This window comes from Achromobacter sp. ES-001, from assembly GCF_019448355.1.
GTDB lineage: Bacteria > Pseudomonadota > Gammaproteobacteria > Burkholderiales > Burkholderiaceae_B > Achromobacter > Achromobacter spanius_B.
Genome location: NZ_CP079940.1, coordinates 6349106 through 6362811 on the forward strand (window position 1 = coordinate 6349106; position 13706 = coordinate 6362811).

General features: G+C 61.9%; 14 protein-coding genes and 1 pseudogene. 1 reads left to right on the forward strand and 14 read right to left on the reverse strand.

From position 1 onward, the window contains the following. Nucleotides 1-13: 13 nt before the first annotated feature. From KYT87_RS28745 to lipA, 4 genes are all read right to left on the reverse strand, one after another. Complete coding sequence (locus tag KYT87_RS28745; RefSeq protein ID WP_219991407.1) at nucleotides 14-367, reverse strand: EamA family transporter; 354 nt, start codon at nucleotides 365-367, stop codon at nucleotides 14-16. Then, nucleotides 364-1353 (reverse strand): glycosyltransferase family 2 protein, encoded by a 990-nt coding sequence (locus tag KYT87_RS28750; RefSeq protein ID WP_219991408.1) that lies wholly within the window; start codon nucleotides 1351-1353, stop codon nucleotides 364-366. The genes KYT87_RS28745 and KYT87_RS28750 overlap by 4 nt, the downstream gene beginning before the upstream one ends. Nucleotides 1354-1360: 7 nt before the next feature. Further along, nucleotides 1361-2665: a DUF2142 domain-containing protein gene (locus KYT87_RS28755; RefSeq protein WP_219991409.1), complete on the reverse strand. Its 1305-nt coding sequence runs from the start codon at nucleotides 2663-2665 to the stop codon at nucleotides 1361-1363. Nucleotides 2666-2884: 219 nt separating this feature from the next. Continuing rightward, nucleotides 2885-3895, reverse strand: coding sequence for a lipoyl synthase (lipA, locus tag KYT87_RS28760; RefSeq protein ID WP_046802961.1), 1011 nt, complete (start codon nucleotides 3893-3895; stop codon nucleotides 2885-2887). Nucleotides 3896-4110: 215 nt separating this feature from the next. Between lipA and KYT87_RS28765 the strand changes: the two genes are divergently transcribed. Then, nucleotides 4111-4923: a substrate-binding domain-containing protein gene (locus KYT87_RS28765; protein WP_219991410.1), complete on the forward strand. Its 813-nt coding sequence runs from the start codon at nucleotides 4111-4113 to the stop codon at nucleotides 4921-4923. 150 nt (nucleotides 4924-5073) lie between these two features. Here the strand turns inward: KYT87_RS28765 and KYT87_RS28770 are convergent, their stop codons facing one another. The 10 genes and pseudogenes from KYT87_RS28770 to KYT87_RS28815 all read right to left on the reverse strand — a co-directional run bounded on the left by KYT87_RS28770 (nucleotide 5074) and on the right by KYT87_RS28815 (nucleotide 13627). Next, the gene (locus KYT87_RS28770) at nucleotides 5074-5793 is read right to left on the reverse strand and encodes a tetratricopeptide repeat protein (protein ID WP_219991411.1); all 720 of its coding nucleotides are present in this window, start codon (nucleotides 5791-5793) and stop codon (nucleotides 5074-5076) included. Further along, nucleotides 5790-6440 carry a lipoyl(octanoyl) transferase LipB gene (lipB, locus tag KYT87_RS28775; RefSeq protein ID WP_046802958.1) on the reverse strand — a complete coding sequence of 217 codons (651 nt, stop codon included), beginning with the start codon at nucleotides 6438-6440 and terminating at the stop codon, nucleotides 5790-5792. Before lipB ends, KYT87_RS28770 begins: the two co-directional genes overlap by 4 nt. A gap of 19 nt (nucleotides 6441-6459) precedes the next feature. Continuing rightward, nucleotides 6460-6732 carry a YbeD family protein gene (locus tag KYT87_RS28780; RefSeq protein ID WP_006216435.1) on the reverse strand — a complete coding sequence of 91 codons (273 nt, stop codon included), beginning with the start codon at nucleotides 6730-6732 and terminating at the stop codon, nucleotides 6460-6462. 117 nt (nucleotides 6733-6849) lie between these two features. Continuing rightward, nucleotides 6850-7716 (reverse strand): D-amino acid aminotransferase, encoded by an 867-nt coding sequence (locus tag KYT87_RS28785; protein ID WP_219991412.1) that lies wholly within the window; start codon nucleotides 7714-7716, stop codon nucleotides 6850-6852. Nucleotides 7717-7855: 139 nt separating this feature from the next. Next, nucleotides 7856-9118: a D-alanyl-D-alanine carboxypeptidase family protein gene (locus tag KYT87_RS28790; protein ID WP_046802956.1), complete on the reverse strand. Its 1263-nt coding sequence runs from the start codon at nucleotides 9116-9118 to the stop codon at nucleotides 7856-7858. Nucleotides 9119-9269: 151 nt separating this feature from the next. Continuing rightward, nucleotides 9270-9923: an alpha/beta hydrolase gene (locus KYT87_RS28795; protein ID WP_219991413.1), complete on the reverse strand. Its 654-nt coding sequence runs from the start codon at nucleotides 9921-9923 to the stop codon at nucleotides 9270-9272. A gap of 195 nt (nucleotides 9924-10118) precedes the next feature. Next, nucleotides 10119-10718: pseudogene (locus KYT87_RS28800) on the reverse strand (ABC-type transport auxiliary lipoprotein family protein); the annotation flags it as partial. Continuing rightward, nucleotides 10715-11671 (reverse strand): MlaD family protein, encoded by a 957-nt coding sequence (locus tag KYT87_RS28805; RefSeq protein ID WP_046802953.1) that lies wholly within the window; start codon nucleotides 11669-11671, stop codon nucleotides 10715-10717. The gene KYT87_RS28805 and the pseudogene KYT87_RS28800, both read right to left, overlap by 4 nt. After that, a complete protein-coding gene (locus tag KYT87_RS28810) occupies nucleotides 11658-12497 on the reverse strand; it encodes an ABC transporter ATP-binding protein (protein ID WP_046802952.1) in 840 nt (279 codons plus the stop codon). The genes KYT87_RS28805 and KYT87_RS28810 overlap by 14 nt, the downstream gene beginning before the upstream one ends. Continuing rightward, nucleotides 12497-13627 (reverse strand): ABC transporter permease, encoded by a 1131-nt coding sequence (locus KYT87_RS28815; protein WP_120157284.1) that lies wholly within the window; start codon nucleotides 13625-13627, stop codon nucleotides 12497-12499. The genes KYT87_RS28810 and KYT87_RS28815 overlap by 1 nt, the downstream gene beginning before the upstream one ends. Between the last annotated feature and the right edge of the window lie 79 nt (nucleotides 13628-13706).

Below are 13706 nucleotides of genomic sequence, written 5' to 3' on the forward strand. Positions count from 1 at the left end.
CGACCCGGATGTGTCATCGCACCGAAATGTAAACCCCCAATATGATGACAAGGGCGCCGGCCAACGATGTCCACTTGAACGCTTCACCCAAGAAAAAATGCGCCATTATTGGGACAATTACGAACCCTAAAGCGATGAAAGGATAGGCTGTACGCAGCGGAATCTCCTTCAACACCCAAAGCCACGCGATAGTGGCAAACCCGTAAACTGCAAGGGCAACTATTAGAGCGGGATTTAGCAAGAAGCCCTGGAAAATCCCCTTACCTTGCACGTCGATTTTCGACGCAGCCACTTTGAATAATACTTGCCCGACAGAGAGGGACAGCACTGTAAAAAGGGTGCCTAATAATTGTTTTAATGTAATCACTGTACGCCTTTTCTCTTTAGCAATGACGCCTTGTGCAAGGTCTTATGCGGTACATGCGATATATCATATCCCACAAATGCCAGCATCAATTGAATCCCGATCAGAACAGGCAATGCCGCTAACATCACAGTCCCTGCGGGCGCAACTTCACCGCTAACGCTGGCTCCAATCCAATGCGAAACTCCGAAGATAACACCAAATACGAACAACATGAGCCCAATCGGCAGCTCTATGGACGCGATCGAAAAATCTCGAAGGTAGTAATTGTAGAAAATTCTCTTTATCGAGTTCCGCAAGTGCTTAACGGAAAATTCGCCCACAATCTTTGATATCTTCAGATTACTGACTTCGTCGGCATAACGGGCGTCCATCGGCACATCGACCACCACTGCACCGATCAAATTGAGACGGAACAGAATGTCAGTCTCAAAAAAGTAGCGCTCGCTTATTTTCGAAAAGGGAAGATGTTCGGCTACGCGAGCGTGAATAGCGGTGTATCCGTTCGTAGGATCGAACAAGTCCCAATATCCCGACGAGAATTTCGTCATGAAAGACAGCACGGCGTTGCCGAAAAGCCGTTTGCCCGGCATCGCACGTAACGTCTCCAGATCAAAAAATCGGTTGCCCTTTGTGTAATCTGCTTCCCCGGCCACAATGGGCGCAATGAAGTCTGGAATCAGACGGGGGTCCATTTGCCCATCCCCGTCGACTTTCACAATAATCTCACTGCCTGCTTCAATCGCGGCACGATAACCTGTCATGACGGCCCCCCCGACCCCGAGGTTTACATCGTTGCGCAACACCGTTACGCGGGGATCTTGACATTGCTCTGCCACGAAGGCACCCGAACCGTCCGGACAACAATCATCGACCACGAAAATTCGATCCACTTCGGGCCCTATTTCCGAAATGACTCGCATAATATGACGCGTCACCTTATAGGCTGGAATTACCACAGCAACAGAAATTTGTTCTATTTGAGACATAGCACCTTCAACCGATAAAGTAGCGGTCGAGCAAAAGCTGAGGCATTTTTGCAAACGTCAAAACGGCGATGACAGCCAAGAATGCCAGGGAAAATTTCGCACTTTTAGTACTAAATCCCCGATCTCCACTTAAGGCATATGCCAACGCGACCATAGGAATCGTGAAGTACCTACCTTGCACTCCGTTGATCATATCCGTCGGGAACTTATTCCATTGAACAAGCAACGCAAAGTAGATTGTAAAGCACGCACCCATAAACATAATGATGAGAGCGACTCGCGGAAGCCAATCCTGCTTTATGTTCTTTAGCGATAGAGAAAGTGCAGCGACTAAAGCAAATAGCACTCCTACCACATTGTAGAATCCAGTTCTAAATGTGGTATCCAACCATCCAAGGATCCCAATAAATTGCGCCCCGTATGATTTTATATTGTATGAGTTGGTAATCGTATTATTCATAATCTTCAACATTACCAGAGGATGTTGAAGATAATATTGCGCGATCTGTAAATGGCTGTAGCCTGCATGTTGCAGGCCCCCATCTTGGTTACTCGCAACTGCGGTGTAGAGCCACATTAGTACAAGAGTCGTTACTCCCAGCGCTTGCAACAAATACAGCCAACGCCTGTGTATCAATGCAAGCGTAAACGGCATGAGAACAAAAGACGCGATCTGAATCCGACTTGTCGCCAAAACAAAAATTATGACGATTAATCCATACGACCATTTTGGCGAGTCGCGACTGTCGTCACCGGCCAATCGCATGAATATGCTTACAGCCAAAATAGTGAGGGAGAGAGAAAACCCGTCCATCCCCGCCCCCATGAGTTGAAACACCGTCATGGGGATGATCAGTAAACCGATCGCCAAAGGACTGACTGGAAAAATTCTGATGGCCGCCAAAAATACAGCCAAGCTGGCTAAAAAGGCCGCATATCTGGCCAGATAGTAAGACTGCTGAATCGAAAGATCCAGTGCTTCACCCAGAGCTAGCCCGAACGCCTGCGGCAGATAGACGGCAGGAAAATAATAACTGGTGGTCGGTATTTCGAAAAAGTGTTTATCGCCGGACCATGTCATCGAGGACAGAGCGGACACTCTCTCTGCGGTGACCTTTACGTCCCGTCGGCCAGGAAACGGGCCCTGCGCGTCCAACGCATATTTGATCAGGCTGCGGTCTATCATTCCCCCTGACATTTTGCCATCTTGGCTTTTCAGGAAAACTACGCCATCCGTCAGCAAATACGCCCGGAGAATGTGTACGGGCTCGTCAGGCGATTGCATTGGCGGGACGAGGCGGTTAAATATCATGAAGATCGCGACTATGGCCGCGATCGTTATCCAGCCGGTGCGGGATGAGCGCAGTCGAGAAGACGCGCTTTTAGGCCCTCTCCGGCTCGAATTCTGAGCAGTACCGACCGTATGAATTTTTCATCTCCGAATTGCGCGTGAAAAAATAATTGGCGCGTGATTCAGTTTTTGAATCAACGCGCCTTGAGCGATGCGCATAGAATTTTACATATATTGTAATCAATTCACCCCAGCCGCATGCGCCTGTTCATCCGCATGATACGAAGACCGCACCATCGCCCCCACCGCCGCATGGGAAAACCCCATCGCGTACGCTTCACGTTCAAACATCTTGAACGTATCCGGGTGCACATACCGCAGCACCGGCAGATGATGCTCCGACGGCTGCAAATATTGGCCGATCGTCAGCATATCCACGTTGTGCTCACGCATATCGCGCATCACCTGCAAGATCTCTTCATCCGTTTCGCCCAATCCCAGCATCAGTCCTGACTTGGTGGGCACTTCCGGATGCAGCTTCTTGAATTCGGCCAACAGCTTCAACGAGTGCATGTAGTCCGAACCCGGACGCGCCTGCTTGTACAAACGCGGCACGGTTTCCAGGTTGTGGTTCATCACATCCGGGGGGCCGGCATTCAGGATGGTCAACGCGCGGTCCAGGCGGCCGCGGAAGTCGGGGACCAGCACTTCGATGCGGGTGGTGGGCGACAGTTCGCGGATGTGGGTGATGCAGTCCACGAAGTGGCCGGCGCCGCCGTCGCGCAGGTCGTCGCGGTCCACCGAGGTGATGACGACGTACGACAGCTTCAACGCGGCGATGGTGCGCGCCAGGTTTTCGGGTTCTTTGGTGTCCAGCGGGTCGGGGCGGCCATGGCCCACATCACAGAACGGGCAGCGGCGGGTGCACTTGTCGCCCATGATCATGAACGTGGCGGTGCCCTTGCCGAAGCATTCGCCGATGTTCGGGCAAGACGCTTCTTCGCAGACCGTGTGCAGGTTGTGCTCGCGCAGAATGCGCTTGATGTCGTAGAAGCGCGAGCCGGGCGCGGCGGCTTTCACGCGAATCCACTCGGGCTTTTTCAGGCGCTCGGCCGGCACGATCTTGATGGGGATGCGCGCCGTCTTGGCTTGCGACTTCTGCTTTTGCGTCGGATCGTAGACGGCTTCCGTGGTGGCGGGAGCGGCGGCGGATTCGTTCGGGGGAACAGCGGACTCGGCAAGCGTAGACATTGGGCACCTTCGCAACCGGCGCGCAGGACGGCCCGGTTTAAGACAAAAATGGCATTTTACCCCCGCCGCCGCCTCACGCCTCCAGCGCCGCCTGTTGCACCAACCCGCCCGCCGCTTTGCCCTGGACCGGCCGGCTGCTTGTCCGCATCGCGCCTTGCAGGCTGAGTTATCGTCTTGCCTGGCAATTTCGCTGAATTCCCCCTAAGCCCTTCTCCATGTCCCTTATTTCCCCGCCCCGCCTCGTTGCCCTGATCGCCCCCCGCCTGGATACCGGCCCTGTCGGTCGTGCTGTTCAAGCTTGCGCGGAGCGGCTGGCGGGCGAGGGCTATTTCCTGGCGGCGGGGCCGTGGCACGACCCCGCCATGTTGCCGCAGTTGGCCGCCTTGCAGCCGGCCGCGGCGCTGGTCATGGGCCCGCTGGACGAGCCCAATCTTCGCGCCGGCCTGGCCGCGATGGAAATTCCGGTGGTGGAAACATGGAGTGCCTCGGCGCACCCGCTGGATACGGCCGTTGTGATCGACAACGAAGAGGCCGGTCGCATGGCCGCGCGCCATCTGGCGGAAAAGCGGCATGCGCTGGTCGCCTGCATCAGCGCGGACAACGCTTGGGAACGCGCGCGACGCCAGGGGTTTATCAGCACGGCGGCGGCGCTGGGGCTGGATCGGGTCGCGGACATCGTGCAGCCCGAAGTGCTGCAAATGAACGACGGGCGGATGGCGTTTTTGCGGCTGCTGGCCACCAATACGATCTTTGACGCGGTGTTTTGCACGTCGGATCTGCTGGCGGCGGCCGCGGTGTCCGAGGCGCACAACCGCGACCTGCACGTGCCGCAGGATGTGGCGGTGCTGGGTTTCACGGATGACGGCAGTGCGGCGCAATGGGCGCAAGGGCTGACGACGCTGGGCATAAACGCGGCGGACCTGGGCCGCCGGGCAGCGCAGGTGTTGCTTGATCGACTACAGGGCGAACTGGCTGCCGGCCAGCATCAGACCTTGGAAGTGACGTTCGAAGCTCGGCTAAGCACGTAGAAAAGCGCGGCGCTGGGCGCTATACCGCTGCTATCCGGTGCTATACCGCTGCTATACCGCTGCGATACCGCCCTACCTTTTCGGCCTGCAAACAACGCGGCAAGCCGATAGTCTGTCGACACCTTCACGCCAGCAGAAACCCCAGACCCTTCAGACCTCGTACAACGCCGGAAAGCCCGCGTCTTCCAGCATGGCGTTGGCTTCCTTCAAGAACCCCGGCGTGGCGGTTTCAGGCACGCGGACCAGCCATTGAACGGCTTCCTGCTTCTTGCCGCGCAGCAGCAGCAAGCGCCCCAGATGGAACATGCCTCGGAAATCACCGCCCTCGGCGCAGCGCTGATAGCAATCGAAAGCGCGGTCAATGTCCTGCTCGACCACCTCGCCCGTTTCATAGAACCGCCCGACCACGCCAATCGATTTCACATGGCCGCCCTGCGCGGCTTGTTGGTACAAGGCCAGTGCCGCCGCCTTGTTTTGCGTGACGCCGCCCCGGCCGGCGCGCAGCATGTGCGCATAGTTGTACATGCCCCAGTCCAGGCCACGGTCGGCGGCCAGCCGGAACCAGTACGCCGCGACGGTGTCGTCCGCCGCCACGCCCCAACCGTTTTCGTAGCAGCGGCCCACCATGTTGATAGCCATCGGATGGTCGGCATTGGCGGCGCGCTTGAACCAGGCCAGCGCGGCGTCGGGCTGGCGCGCCACGCCCACGCCGTCCAGCAGCATCTGGCCGTAGATGGTCTGGGCTTCGACCATCCCCATGTCAGCCGCGGCGCCGATCCATGCGGCATAGGATTCCGGCGGCCCTTCGCGCAGCTGGGCCAGTTGTTCCGGCGTGGTGGCGGCGACATCGGCGGCGGTGTAGGTCTTCAAATCGTGCTCCTTCTACGGCGCCAGGCGTCCGCCAGATTTTGCGCCAGCGCGTTGCCCACGTCGGTGGGCGAGCGATGCGCGCCGCAGGCCGCCATATCGACGGTGCGCAAACCTTCGTAGCCGCAGGGGTTGATGCCCAGGAAAGGTGCCAGATCCATGTCCACGTTCAGCGACACACCATGATAGGCGCGGCCGTTGCGGATCTTGATGCCCAGCGCGGCAATCTTGGCAAGCTCGCCACTGTCGGGGCCCAGGTCGGGATCAGGCACATACACACCCGGTGCGCCGGGTTTGCGACAGGCGCCATTCACGCCATGCTGGGCAAGCGTGTCGATCACCGCGCCCTCAAGCAAGGTGACGTATTCCTTCACGTACATGTCCACGCGGCGCAGGTCGAACAGGGCATAGGCCATGATTTGCCCGGGCCCGTGATAAGTCACTTGACCACCACGATCGCAATGCACGATGGGGATGTTGCCGGGGTTCAGCACATGTTGCGGCAGACCGGCCTGGCCCAGCGTGTAGACCGGCGCGTGCTCGCAAAGCCAGATTTCGTCGGGCGTATCGGCGCCGCGCAGCGCGGTGTACGCCTGCATGTCCTGCCAGACCGGCAGGTAGTCCGCCGGCCGCGCGAGCCATTTGATCACGGCGATTGCGATTGCACGATTACAGAACGATCGACACCATCGGATGGCCGTGCAGCGCCTTGTACAGGTTGTCCAACTGTTCGCGCGAGGTGGCGCGCACGATGAACGTCAGGCCCATGTAGTTGCCGCCCTTGCTGGGACGCATCTCGACCGTGGCGGCGTCAAAGCCCGGGTCGAACTGCAACACGACGTCAGTCAGCGTCTGGGCAAATTCGGGATGCTGCTTGCCCATGACCTTGATGGGAAAGTCGCTGGGATATTCGATAAGCGATTCTTCGGGCGGAATATGCATGAGAGTTACCTAGAGAGGTGGTTGCCCCTGAATGTTCTTATATGGGGGCAAGCTGCGCACAGGCAAGGCCGGCCGAAAGGGCGACGGGCGGCTGCGGCAGCCGCCCGGGACAACGGTTTACAGCGCGGCGATGCGGGCATCATAACCCGCTCGCAACTGCTCAAAAACAGGGCCGGGCTTGCCCGAACCCACCGGCTTGCCGTCCAGCGAAACGATCGCCAGCACTTCCTTGGTGGCGGAAGACAGCATCAGTTCATCGGCGGATTCCACCTCTTGCTGGGTGATGCGGCGCGACTCGAACGGGATGCCGGCGGCTTCGGCCAGTTCGCCCATCAGGCCGTAACGGATGCCTTCCAGGATCAGGTTGTTCTTGGGCGGCGCCAGCAATTTGCCGCCCGAGACCACCCAGATGTTGGTGGAGGACCCTTCGGTCAGGTAGCCATCGCGAAACTGCACGACTTCGTCGGCGTTCGCATCCACCGCCTGCTGCTTGGCCAGCACGTTGCCCAGCAGCGACACCGACTTGATCTCGCAGTGCAGCCAGCGTTCGTCCGGAATGCTGATGGCGGTCAGGCCTTGCGCGCGCTGCGCGGCGGGCGGCGGAGACCACGCCGAAATCATGCCGAACACGGTCGGCGTGATGGCCGCAGCGGGAAACTGGTGGTCGCGCTTGGCAACGCCGCGCGTCACCTGCAAGTACACGATGCAGGTGTCCAGATTGGTGCGCGCCAGCAACTGTTCGATCAGATCGACCCAGCCCGCGCGGTCCATCGGCGGCGTGATGCGCAAGGCGGCCAGGCTGCGGTCCAGGCGGTTCAGGTGCTCCGCCATGCGGAACGCCTTGCCCTGGTACACGGGAACGACTTCGTAGATGCCGTCGCCAAAAATAAAACCGCGGTCCAGGACAGAGACTTTCGCCTCGTCGACACGCAGGAACTCGCCGTTGAGATACACCTGGCTTTCGCCCGGCACGCCCGGAATCATGGGGTACTCCTGAAGGATCAAACGTCGCGGACAAGCCCGATGGGCTTGCCTGTAAATGGAAAACGGGCGTTTCGCACGAAACGCCCGCTGCTAGCTTACACCCGTGGCCGCACCCGTGGCACGGCGCGGTGCGGTGCGCTTATTGGAACCAGCGCTTGACGGTGTCGACCATGCGGCCAAAGAAGCCGGCGCGTTCGACGGCGTCCTGCACGACCAGCGGCTCAGTGCGCAGCACCTTGCCGTCCAGCGTGAATTGCAGCGTGCCCACCTGTTGGCCCTTGGCCAGCGGCGCGATCAGCGGATCGGTGCGCTGGGCAACCGGCTTCAGGTCGCCGGCCTTGCCGCGCGGCACGGCAATCGACACGGGCTTGGGCGGACCCAGCTTCACGTTTTCAGCGGTGCCTTCCCAGACGCGCGCATCGATGCCGGGCTGGCTCTTGTCGAACAGCTTGACGGTGTCGAAGTTCTGGAAGCTCCAGTTCAAAAGCTTCAAGCTTTCTTCGGCACGCGTGGCTTCGCTGTCCGTGCCCACCACCACCACCAGGATGCGGCGGTCGCCGCGCACGGCGGTCGACACCAGGCAATAGCCGGCCGAATCGGTGTGGCCGGTTTTCATGCCGTCCACCGACGGGTCGGCCCACAGCAGGCGGTTGCGGTTGGGCTGCGTGATCTTGTTGTACGTGTAGCTCTTTTGCTTGTAGTAGTGGAAGAAGTCCGGGTGATCGGTGATCAGGTGCGCGGACAGCGTGGCCAGGTCGCGCGTGGACGTCATGTGCTGCGGGTCGGGCAGGCCGGTGGCGTTCATGAAGTGGGTGTTCTTCATGCCCAGGCGTTCGGCTTCCTGATTCATCAGCGCGGCAAACGCCGATTCGCTGCCGCCCACGGCTTCGGCCAACGCCACCGAGGCGTCGTTACCGGACTGCACGATCATGCCTTGGTTCAGTTCGTCGACCGTGACGGGCTTGCGCGGTTCGATGAACATGCGCGAACCGCCCGTGCGCCAGGCGTGCTCGGACACGGGCACGGTCTGTTCCAGCGTCAGGCGCTTTTCTTCCAGCGCGTTGAACACGACGTAGGCCGTCATGATCTTCGTGAGCGAAGCCGGTTCGACCTTCATGTCGGGATTGGACGCGGCCAGGGTCTGGCCGCTGTTCACGTCGATAACGATCCAGGCCTTGGCCGCGATGGTGGGCGCCGGCACCGCCGACACATCGCCCACCGGCACCACGCCCGAGGCTGACGGCGCCGGCGCGGTGGCGCCCGCGGCGGCAGGGGCAGCGGCGGGCGCTTGTTGCGTCCAGGCCGGCATCGAGGCCGCAAGCAGCGCCGACAATACCGCGCCCGTCAGCAGACGGCGGGTAAAGACAGCGGGGGATTGAGCGGAGTAAGGCAAATTCTTCATCGGCAACGTGGGTCCAGGAAAGACGCCCGCCGGCGCGGGGCTAGTGGCTGACAATTATAGGCAGGCGATTGGACCCGGCCGGTTCGCGCGGGGTTCCCGGTGCATTTAAAACATGCAACCTGATGCAACCTGCGGCCTTCGTGCTGCCGCTTCAGTCCAACGCGACCTTCAGCCGCGCCTGGATCAACTGGCGCAGCACCAGCAGCTTGCCGTGAAAGAAGTGCGATGCGCCCGGCACCACCACCACCGGAATCGAACGCGGACGCGCCCAGTCCATGGCTTCGGACAGCGGCACCACCTCGTCTTCTTCGCCGTGGACCATCAGCGTATCGTCAGGAACCTGGACTTCATGCGACTGAAACCGGTTCACCGCCGGCCCCATCAACATCAGCGCGGACGGCAGCTTGGCATCGCCCGCATCCGCCAGCGCCGCGTAGGTTTGCGCCGCGACCGCGGTGCCAAACGAAAAGCCGGCCAGCACCCAGGGTGCGTCGGCCAGTTCGGGATGCAGCTCGCGCATTTGCGTCACCACGGCAAGCATGTCCTGGGTTTCGCCGACCGACTTGTCGAACACGCCTTCGGACTGCCCGACGCCGCGAAAGTTGGGGCGCACCGCCACCAGGCCATGCTGCACGCAGGCGCGCGACACGGTGGTGACCACTTTGTTTTCGCGCGCGCCGCCTTGCAGGGGATGCGGATGCAGGACCAGGGCCCAGCCTCGCGGAGTGCCGGCAGGCCAATCGACGGCGCAATCAATGCGGCCGGCGGCGCCGGCGAAGGCGTGGGTATCAGTGCGTGCGGACATGGTTTAACTCAACGTGCAAAAAAGGAAATGGGGAAACGAGGAAACGACGAAACGGATTCAATTGCCGGGCCTTGACCCGGCAGAGGGATTGAATGCGGGCTCGAAGTTCGGTCCGGGCCGGGGACCGAATCCGCGCCGGGGCGCGGTTTCTGACGTAGCACCGGATGCCACCGCGGAGGCGGGTTCGGACGTGGCGGCGGAGGCGCTTCGCACCGTCGCCGCCAACCATTGCGCCAGCTGATCCGAGGCCTCGTCCGTGGCTTGCCGCAGCGCCGCGACGCCGCCAGCGGCGTCTTGCGTCGGCGTCGGCACGCGCACCTGGATGCGCTTTTGATCGACCACGTTGCGGCCATTGAGCAGCACTGCCTGCAACAGGATGCGCCCTTCGCTGGACTGCCCGTCATCGGCATACACCTGTTCGAACTGCATCAGCGTCAGTTGCACCTGCGGCATCTGAAGGTTGACGCGGTCGGCCAGCACGGCGCCCTGACGAGACAAGCGGTCGGTGATGCGCTGGCGCACGAGTTCGGACGGCGACGAGGCCCAGCGGAACGTGGCATACGCCCGGGGCGCGGCGCTGTCGCCCACGCGCCAGATCATGCTGGTGTCCGACAAGGCGGGCGGCGCTTGCACGCTCATGGCGATCGGTGCGCGGGCCGGCAGCGCCGGCACGGGCTTGGCGTCCAGCCCCAGGTCGAACACCGAAGGCGGCGCCGGCACGCGGCCGATGCCGCAGCCCGCCAAGGTCAGAGTCAGGGTCACGGTCAATAACAGTACGGCGCTGCGCATTTTCATTTGGGCTGTCTCCCGAATCCGGCAAAGCCGGCTTCGCCAGGCCCGGGCGCAACGGGCGCCGGGCCGAACAAGAACGATTGCGGCGTGCTGTCGACACGGCGCAGGGTGACGGTCGCGCCACGCGCGGCGGCGCTGACGTTGGTGGCCATATTGGTAACGGCGGGCAGGGTTTCGCCGTCCAGGCGCGCGGCGGCCAGCGCAATGTCGTTAAGGCTGCGCGTGGCGACCGACAAGGGGCCGTCGGGCGCATTCAAGCGCGCCAGCGCCTGCCGCGCCTGCTGCGCCAGGTCGGCAATCTCGCGCGCGGCGCGGTCCGCCTGGCGCGACGTCGTGCCCAGCGAGTCGATCAGCGGTCCCAGCTTGGCCATGGTGGGCGCAAGGTCGCGGCTGGCTTGCCGCAACGACTGCGTGATGTCGGTGGCGTTCTGCAAGGTGGCGGTCAGCGCTTGCACGTTCTGTTCGCTAAGCACGCGGCGCAGTTGCTCGGTGGCCTCTTCCACGTTGGATATCAGCTTGCCGCCGCGCTGCTCGATGCGATCAAGAAAACCGGGGCGCAGCGGAATGGCGGCGGGATGCTCGGCGGACGAAGCCAGGCGCTTGAGCGACGAGCCGTCGTCGCGCAGTTCCACGTTGGACATCCCCGTCACGCCTTGCACGCCCAGTTCCGCCCACGTTGATTCGGTGATGGGCGTATTGGGCGCCACGCCGATGCGGATGCGCACCTGCCCCGGCTTGTTCGGGTTCAGCGCCAACGACTGCACCTTGCCCACCGGCACGCCTTGATAACGCACGGCCGATTGCGGATTCAAGCCGCTGACGGCAGTGGCCGACACGATCTCGTACGTTTGCAGCTTGGTGCGATCCCGCCCGATCCACACGGCGATCAGCGCGGCGGCAACCAACAGGACCAGCGTGAAGATGCCGGCCATGAGCGCATGACTACGGTTTTCCATGATGCAACCCCTTCGGCGCCAGGTCCCCAAGCGCGCGCAAGCCGCGTTCGCCCAGAAAGAATGTATGAATGAACGGGTGATCGACCTTCAGGACTTCCTGCACCGTGTCGCACACGATCACCCGTTTGTCGGCCAGCACGGCGACACGCGTAGCCAGCGCCAGCAGCGTGTCCAGATCGTGCGTCACCATGACGACGGTAAACCCCAGCTGGCGGTGCAGGCTGCGCACCAGATCCACGAATTCGTCCGAACGCAGCGGGTCCAGCCCGGCGGTAGGTTCGTCCAGGAACAGCAATTCGGGGTCCAGCGACAACGCACGTGCCAGCGCCACGCGCTTGACCATGCCGCCGGACAGGTCCGACGGCCGCTTGTCGGCGTCCTTGGCGGATAGCCCGACCATGGCCAGCCGACACATGACGACATCGCACACCAGGTCTTCGGGCACCGTTCGCAGTTCGCGCAATGGCAGCGCCACGTTGTCGAACACGGACAGCGCCGAGAACAACGCCCCCGCCTGAAACAGCATGCCCCAGCGGTAAGACAGGCGCCGGCGCTCGCCGGGCGACAGGTCGAACAGCGAATGCCCCAGCACTTTGACGGAGCCGGCGGCAGGTTGGTCCAGGCCGATGATTTGCCGCAGCAGCACCGTCTTGCCGGTGCCCGATCCGCCCACCAGCACCAGGATTTCGCCGGGGAAGACGGTCAGGTCCAGGTTGTCGTGCACCACATGATCGCCAAACGCCGTGCGCAGCCCGCGCACCGTGATAACAGGCTCGACGGTGACGCTGTCGTCGGTGAACAGGCGGTTTTGCGTGGCGCTGTTCATCAGATGCCCACCGAACTGAAGATGATGGCGTAGAAGGCGTCCAGCAGGATCACGCCCGTGATCGATGTCACCACGGATGTGGTTGTGCCCCGGCCCAGGCTTTCGGTATTGGGCTGGATGCGCAAGCCAAAGTGGCAGGCGATCAGCGCGATCAAGATGCCGAAGGTCACGCCCTTGAGGATGCCGATCCAGTAATTGGTCAGCGAGATGGCGTCCGGCAGCGAGGTCAGGAACCACTGCGGCGAGATACCCAGCTGCATCTGCGCGGCCAACATGCCGCCCAGCAAGGCCATGGCGTCCGTCCACAAGACCAGCAGCGGCATGGTCACGGCCAGCGCCAACACACGCGGCAGGATCAGGCGCTGCCCGTGCGAGATACCCATGACGCGCATGGCGTCCAGCTCCTGCGTGACGCGCATCACGCCAATCTGCGCGGTGATTGCAGAACCAGACCGGCCCGCCACCAGAATGGCCGCCAGCACCGGCCCAAGCTCGCGCACGATGGACACGCCTAGCAGCCGCACGATGAAGCGGTCGGCGCCGATCATCTGTAGCTGCTGCGCCGACAGATACGACAGCACCACGCCGATCAGAAACCCCACCAGCGCCGTGATGCCCAGCGCCTGCGCGCCCGTGCGATACACCTGCGCCGAGATCTCGCGCCAGGGCCCCAGGCGCGGCCGGCGCAGCATGGCGCCCAGGTCCAGCATCAATTGGCCCAGCATGATCAGCAGCGCCCGGCCGTTTTCGGCGGCTTGCAAGATGGCGCCGCCTAGGCCGCGGATCCAGGCAAAGGTTTCGGGCTTGGGCGGGGCCGTCTGGGCCTCGCCCTTGTTCATGGCCAGCGCGTTGAAAACATCCTGCTGGCCGGCCGACCAGCGCACCCGTTCGGGCAGTTTTTCGCCCCAGGCCTGCCAGATCAGCAAGGCGCCGATGGTGTCCAGGCGGCTGATGCCGTGCAGATCCCAGCGCACGCCTTCCTGGGCCGCGCGGGCCATGGCGGTGCGCCGGCGTTCGACTTCGCCGGCCTGTGCCAGGGCCAGGACGCTCCAGTCGCCCGCCACATGGCAAACTTTTCCGTCCAGACGGAAAGGCGCGGCGGCGGACGCGGATGAAGCGGAATGCGGCATGTAGGCGGGGCACCGGATGCAAAATGTATCGCCAATGATAAACGCTTGCGCCCCGAAAGACCGCGCGTGCCGGCCGCGT

Coding starts and splice junctions, on each gene's coding strand:
- KYT87_RS28795 (WP_219991413.1), bottom strand. CDS start 9,923: ATGTCCGCACGCACTGATACCCACGCCTTCGCCGGCGCCGCCGGCCGC.
- KYT87_RS28780 (WP_006216435.1), bottom strand. CDS start 6,732: ATGCATATTCCGCCCGAAGAATCGCTTATCGAATATCCCAGCGACTTT.
- KYT87_RS28785 (WP_219991412.1), bottom strand. CDS start 7,716: ATGATTCCGGGCGTGCCGGGCGAAAGCCAGGTGTATCTCAACGGCGAG.
- KYT87_RS28755 (WP_219991409.1), bottom strand. CDS start 2,665: ATGATATTTAACCGCCTCGTCCCGCCAATGCAATCGCCTGACGAGCCC.
- lipA (WP_046802961.1), bottom strand. CDS start 3,895: ATGTCTACGCTTGCCGAGTCCGCTGTTCCCCCGAACGAATCCGCCGCC.
- KYT87_RS28805 (WP_046802953.1), bottom strand. CDS start 11,671: ATGGAAAACCGTAGTCATGCGCTCATGGCCGGCATCTTCACGCTGGTC.
- KYT87_RS28790 (WP_046802956.1), bottom strand. CDS start 9,118: ATGAAGAATTTGCCTTACTCCGCTCAATCCCCCGCTGTCTTTACCCGC.
- KYT87_RS28750 (WP_219991408.1), bottom strand. CDS start 1,353: ATGTCTCAAATAGAACAAATTTCTGTTGCTGTGGTAATTCCAGCCTAT.
- KYT87_RS28765 (WP_219991410.1), top strand. CDS start 4,111: ATGTCCCTTATTTCCCCGCCCCGCCTCGTTGCCCTGATCGCCCCCCGC.
- KYT87_RS28810 (WP_046802952.1), bottom strand. CDS start 12,497: ATGAACAGCGCCACGCAAAACCGCCTGTTCACCGACGACAGCGTCACC.
- KYT87_RS28815 (WP_120157284.1), bottom strand. CDS start 13,627: ATGCCGCATTCCGCTTCATCCGCGTCCGCCGCCGCGCCTTTCCGTCTG.